This window comes from Micromonospora sp. BL1, assembly GCF_003667485.1.
GTDB lineage: Bacteria > Actinomycetota > Actinomycetes > Mycobacteriales > Micromonosporaceae > Micromonospora > Micromonospora tulbaghiae.
This window is the reverse complement of sequence record NZ_RCVK01000166.1, coordinates 1-5,471: the sequence shown is the minus strand read 5'-3', so window position 1 is coordinate 5,471 and position 5,471 is coordinate 1. Positions and strand designations below refer to the sequence as shown.

7 protein-coding genes are annotated in these 5,471 nt (G+C 76.5%); 3 read left to right on the top strand and 4 right to left on the bottom strand.

The window, feature by feature from the left end; all coding sequences use genetic code 11:
- The first annotated feature begins 146 nt into the window (after positions 1-146).
- The 3 genes from EAD96_RS06445 to EAD96_RS06435 are packed head-to-tail and all read left to right on the top strand — an operon-like array spanning position 147 to position 2,323.
- Positions 147-1,067: a hypothetical protein gene (locus EAD96_RS06445; protein ID WP_121683610.1), complete on the top strand. Its 921-nt coding sequence runs from the start codon at positions 147-149 to the stop codon at positions 1,065-1,067.
- Entirely contained in the window at positions 1,064-1,540 is a 477-nt protein-coding gene (locus EAD96_RS06440) for a hypothetical protein (protein WP_121683609.1), read from the top strand. Before EAD96_RS06445 ends, EAD96_RS06440 begins: the two co-directional genes overlap by 4 nt.
- A gap of 18 nt (positions 1,541-1,558) precedes the next feature.
- The gene (locus tag EAD96_RS06435; RefSeq protein ID WP_121683608.1) at positions 1,559-2,323 is read left to right on the top strand and encodes a hypothetical protein; all 765 of its coding nucleotides are present in this window, start codon (positions 1,559-1,561) and stop codon (positions 2,321-2,323) included.
- Here the strand turns inward: EAD96_RS06435 and EAD96_RS06430 are convergent.
- The 4 genes from EAD96_RS06430 to EAD96_RS06415 all read right to left on the bottom strand — a co-directional run.
- Positions 2,316-2,930: a bifunctional 4-hydroxy-2-oxoglutarate aldolase/2-dehydro-3-deoxy-phosphogluconate aldolase gene (locus tag EAD96_RS06430; protein ID WP_121683607.1), complete on the bottom strand. Its 615-nt coding sequence runs from the start codon at positions 2,928-2,930 to the stop codon at positions 2,316-2,318. The two genes, EAD96_RS06435 and EAD96_RS06430, sit on opposite strands and share 8 nt — an antisense overlap.
- Positions 2,927-3,904, bottom strand: coding sequence for a sugar kinase (locus EAD96_RS06425; protein ID WP_121683606.1), 978 nt, complete (start codon positions 3,902-3,904; stop codon positions 2,927-2,929). Before EAD96_RS06425 ends, EAD96_RS06430 begins: the two co-directional genes overlap by 4 nt.
- 55 nt (positions 3,905-3,959) lie before the next feature.
- A complete protein-coding gene (locus EAD96_RS06420) occupies positions 3,960-4,856 on the bottom strand; it encodes a PmoA family protein (protein ID WP_121683605.1) in 897 nt (298 codons plus the stop codon).
- Positions 4,853-5,471: hypothetical protein (locus EAD96_RS06415; RefSeq protein ID WP_233585490.1), on the bottom strand; the 619-nt coding region annotated here is incomplete at its 5' end. The genes EAD96_RS06415 and EAD96_RS06420, both read right to left, overlap by 4 nt.

The following is a 5,471-nucleotide window of genomic DNA, read 5'->3' as shown; positions in this document are numbered from 1 at the left end:
GCCCCAGAAGGCCCGCCGGAACCGGTCCCTGCGCACACGCCCGAGCCGGACGTCGCCGAGCCCGCCGCCGGGGTGGCTTCGGTGCGCGCGGTCGGCCGGGCGCACGTCCCCGCACCCCTGCCCCACGATCCGCCCGAGGAGCCCTCATGACCACCGAATGGACAGTCGTCGCCGCCGCCGAACAGTTCACAGTGGACGCCCGCAACGCCGGTGAGCTGACGTTCACCGTGTCGAACCCGGGCACCGCGCCGGACACCGTCGTGTTCGACGTGGCGCCCGGCGAGGGCAGCCAGCGGGCCTGGTTCACGGTGGCCGAGCCGCAGCGGGTGGTGCCCGGGCAGGGGTCGGTGTCGTTCCTGGTCCGGCTCGCCGTACCGCCCGGCACGCCGCCCCGGCGCTACGACATGACCGGGTTCGCGTACTCGGCCAACACCGCACCGGAGGAGAGTTCCAGGTCCAGCGGGCGGGTCACGTACGACGTGCGGGCCGTCGTACCCCCGAAGCGCGCGCCGTGGCCGTGGATCGCCGCCGCCGCGGCGCTGGTGCTGGTCGTGGCCGGGGTGGTGGCCTGGCTCGTGACCCGCGGCCCGGACACCCCGGCTCCCCCGCAGGCCGGGGCGGTGGTGGTGGAGGCGGAGACACTCGTCTCCGGCGCCGCGGTGCAGTCCACCACCGGCGCGAAGGCGGAGGTGGTGGCGCAGGAGAACTGCTGCGACGTGGTGTGGTCCGGCGACGCGCAGCTGTTCTTCCTGGGCCGGGGCGTGGGCGACCGGGTGACCGTGCAGGTGGACGTGCCGTCCGACGGCACCTGGCGGTTCTCCACCGTGCGCACCACGTCGTTCGACTACGCGAACACGATCTGGCTGGTCGACGGCCGGCAGGTCGGCGACACGTTCTTCGGGTTCAGCCCGACGGTGGTCCGCACCGACGAGGTGGACGTGGGCACCGTGGAGCTGACCCGCGGGCCGCACAAGCTGACGCTCGTGGCGGTGAGCAAGACCCAGGGCACCGACAGGTACTTCGCCGGGGTGGACGAGATCCGCTTCACGCCCGTCGTCCGGCCGTGAGCACCAGGCAGAAGGTGCTGCTGGCGGCGGTGGCCGTGCTGCTGGTGGGGCTGTACGTGATGGCGGTGGCCGGGCGCCGCGACGACCCGGGCGACCCGGCGGCCGGGCCGGGCGCGCTGGCCCGGCTGGGGCGCGGGACCGGGACGGTGGACCCGGCGACGGTGGCGGTGACGTGCCTGCCCCCGGCCGCCGATCCCGCCACCACCGCCGACGGGGTGACGCTCGCGTTCGGCACCGCGTGCCGGCTGCGGGTGGCCGACCCGGGCGCGCTGCGCACGCTGGTGCTGCGCGGTACGACGCCGTTCGAGGTGACCGCCCCCGCGCCCGGCGACGCGGACGTCACAGTCAGCGACGAGGTCGCGCCCGACGCGGACGGCCCGGCGGTGGCGAAGGTGGCTGTGGACCGGGAGACCGAGGTGCTCCTGCGCTGCCCGGGAGGTGGCGGATGTTCGGTCACGCTGGCCCGGTCCTGACCGGGACGGAGACGCGGCATGGGTGAGTTGCGCAAGCCGTTCCTGCTGCTGGCGCTGCTCGCGGTGGCGCTCGTGGTCGGCGTGGAGCTGGGCGCGGCGGCGCTGACCGGCGGTGGCGACGCGAGCGGCGCGCTGCGGGACAGCGCCGGCCGGCTCGGCGTCGAGCTGGGCGACGTCGGCGCGGTGTCCGAACCGTCCGGCCGGGGCGTCGGCTACCTGGCGCTGATCGACGTGGTGGCGCTCTGGACCACCGGTCTGTTCTGCCTGAGCCTGGTGCTGCCCGACCGGATGCAGGGCCGGGTGCAGGGCGTGGCGACGCTCGTCTTCTCGATCGTGCTGCTGCTGGTCTCGCTGGTCCTGCTGATCGTCGCGTTCGTCGAGCTGACGGTGATGGTGTCGCTGTTCCTGGCGCCGCCGTTCGGCACGCTGGCGTACCTCGCGGTGTGGGGGTTCTTCCCGGTCGACGACGCGGCCGTGCTGCTCGGGCTGGCGCTGCTGCTCAAACTGGTCTGGGCCGGGCTGCTGCTCGCCGCCCAGCCCCGGTTCCTGCGCAACAAGGGCCTCGTCGCGCTGGCGCTGACCACGCTGCTGTGCACGGTGGTGCTGCAGTTCCTGCACGGCCTGGTGCCGGTGATCCTGGTCAGCATCCTCGACGACCTGGGCGCCGTGGTGTTCGCCGTGGTGGCGCTCATCTGGGCGCTGGTGCTGCTGATCGGGTCGATCCCGGCGATCGTGAAGGCGATCCGGACCACCGCCACCACGTCCGGCCGTACGGTCAGGTGACCGGCCCGCCGGCCGCGAGCGTGGCCAGGCGCGGCAGCTGCTCCGGGTCGGTGAGCGCCGACCCGACCGCCACCACGCGCGCCCCGGCGGCGAGGAAGTCGCCCGCGTTGCCGGCGTCGACACCGCCGGTGGCCACGAACCGGGCCTCCGGCAGCGGCCCGGCCACCGCCCGGAACCAGGCCGGGCCGAGGCTGACCGCCGGGAACGCCTTGAGCCACACCAGGCCGTGGTCGAGCGCCCGCTGCGCCTCGGTCGGCGTGGCCACGCCGGGCAGGTGCGGCACGCCGAGACCGGCCGCCGCGTCGGCGACAGCCAGATCCAGGCCGGGCGCCACTGTGAACGCCGCCCCGGCGGCTACCGCCTGCCGGACCTGCTCCGGGGTACGCACCGTGCCCGCGCCCACGATCCGGTCCCGCCGCCGTCCGGCCGTCACGGCGGCGCGCAGCGCCGGCACGGCCTCCGGGGTACGGATGGGCACCTCCACCACGTCGATGCCGAGATCCCAGGCCAGTTCCGCCAGCCGGACCGTCTCACCGGCCGGCAGGTCACGCAGGATCACCATCACCCGCGCGTCGCCGAACAGGACCTCGAAGTCGTGCCCGCTCATCTCCCGTTCCCTCCCCTGGCTTGCGCCTGCCCGGTCCACGCCTCGTCCGGCGACGCCAGCGCCCGCGCGATCGTCTCCGGGTCGGGTGGCGGCGCGGTGTCGCCCGGCACGGTCAGCACCGGCGCGGCGGTGAGGTGACCCAGCCGCAGGCAGGACCGCAGGTCGAGATCGCGCAGCAGCCCGGAGAGGAACCCGGCGGCGAACGCATCCCCGGCGCCGACCGGCTCCACCACGCGCACCGGCAACGCCGGCACGAACACCGCCGGCCCGGTACGCGGCAGCGCCGTCGCGCCGACCGGCCCGTCCTTGACCACCACCAGTTCCGGGCCGGGCAGCAGCGCACGGACCGCCGCCGGATCGTCCGCCGACCAGAGCACGGCCGCCTCGTCCAACCCGACCAGCACCACGTCGGCGCGGTCGGCCAGGTCACGCAGGACCGGTGCGGCCCGCTCGGCGGCCCAGAGCGCCGGACGGTGGTTCACGTCGAAGCTCACCCGCGCGCCGGGCAGCGCCCGCCCGGTCAGCGCGTGCTCCAGCAGGTCACGACAGGTGCCGGAGAGCGCGGCCGTGATCCCGGACAGGTGCAGCAGGCGTGCCCCGGCAAGCCCCGGACGCGCGAGGTCCGGCACGCCGAGGCGGCTCGCGGCCGACCCCGCACGGTGGTAGTGCACGCGGGTGCCGTCCGGCCCCGGATCCTTCAGGTAGAGGCCGGTCGGCGCGTCCGGATCCACGGTGACCAGGCTGACGTCCACGCCCGCGGCGGCGACCTCGGCCACCACCCGCCGCCCGAACGGGTCGTCGCCGACGCGGCTGACCCACGCCGCGCGGTACCCGAGCCGGGCCAGCCCGCCCGCCACGTTGGACTCCGCGCCGCCGACACCGACAGTCAGCCGCGCGGAGTGCTCCAGCGGGCCGCCGCCGGCCGGGGCGAGCACCACCATCGTCTCGCCCACGCAGACCACGTCCGGCCTCACGGCATCACCCTCGTCCGCGACCGCGGGGCTCGCAAGACCGGCTCACTCCTCGCGCTCACGGAACGACCGCCGCATCCAGCCGGGCCGCGATGCCGGCCGGGTCGAGGTGGCCGTCGGCGACCAGCACCCGGTGCCGGTTGTGCCGGGGCCGCCCGGCCGCGACCACCGCCGGGCTGTCGAACGCGTACGCGACGCAGACGCCCGGGTACATCGCGGTGCGCACGAACCACCTGTCGCCCGGCCCGAGGCCGGTGAACACCAGCGTGTACGCGCCGCCGCCCGGCGCGGTGGCGGACAGCGCCAGCCAGGGCGCGGCCGACCCGTTCACCGCCTCCTCGCCATCCGCCTCGGCGGTGCGCACCAGCGGTTCCCCGTCGGCCACCGCCCGCCAGAAGAAGCCGCCGTACCCGGCGCCACCGGGGCGGCCGTTCGTCGCCGGGCTGCCCAGGTGCACGTCCGCACCGGTGGCGGCGGTGAGCGTGGCGGACAGGTCCAGCCACCAGGCGTCCTCACCGGCCGGGGTGGCGGTGATCCGCCGGTGCTCGCGCAGCAGCACCCGGCCGTGCCGGTCCCGCCACTCCAGGTCGTGGTCGAGCCGGTCGGCGGTCCGGTCCCGCCAGCCGGTGTGCGCGATGACGCCGTGGTCGTCGCGCCAGGTGTAGCCGGTGCCGCGCACGTAGGTCCGGCCGCCCCACAGGTTGGCGCCGTCCACGTCCTGCACGGCCAACGACGCGCCGAGGTGCCAGACGTGGTCGGCCGGGAGCGCGTCGGTGACCGGCGTGCCGGCCCGGGTCCGCACCGGATGCAGGTACGGCCGAGGGCCGTGGCGCGGGTCGAGGTCCGGCCGGACCAGGTACCGGGCCACCTCGGCACCGCCCACGACGAGCCGGGGTTCGGCGTCGGTCCCGGCAGGGCTCGACTCGGCGGCGGCGGAACGGGGTTCGGCGGTCACGACGGGTCCGGGGCGGGGACCGGACGGCGGGCATCGAGCGCGTGCAGCGCCGCGAGGGCGTACCCGCCGAGGATCGGCACCGCCACCGGCGTGACCAGCACACCCAGCGCCACGGCGAGCGCGCAGATGCCGGAGGCGGCGGCCCAGGTGCCGGGCCGCTGCGGGCAGGTGCGCGCCACCTCACGCGTGGCCGCCCGCCACCCCCGGCCGCCGGTGCGCCCGACGGCGACGGCGACCAGGCCCGCGTACCCGAGCAGGAGCGCCACCACGACGGCGGTGAGCGCGAGCGCGGGCCCGCCTCCGGGCACCCGGCCGGTGGCGAGCGCGAGCAGGTCGGCGGCGAGCAGCGCGGCGGCGGCGAGCGCGACGGCGCTGACCGCCGACCCGGCGGGCAGCGCCCGGCCGAACCGGCGCAGGCTGGTCCGCGCGCCGGGCCAGGAACCGCTGGTCGACCAGTCGTGCAGTGCGGCACTGGCGGTGGCGAGCGCCGGAGCGAGCGTGAGCACCGGCAGGGCGGCGAGCGCCACGGCGAAGCCGAGCAGCGCCAGGTCGGTCGCCTCGCGCAGCGTGTCCCGCCAGTCGGCACGGGCCGGCACGGGGTGGGCGGGTACGGCG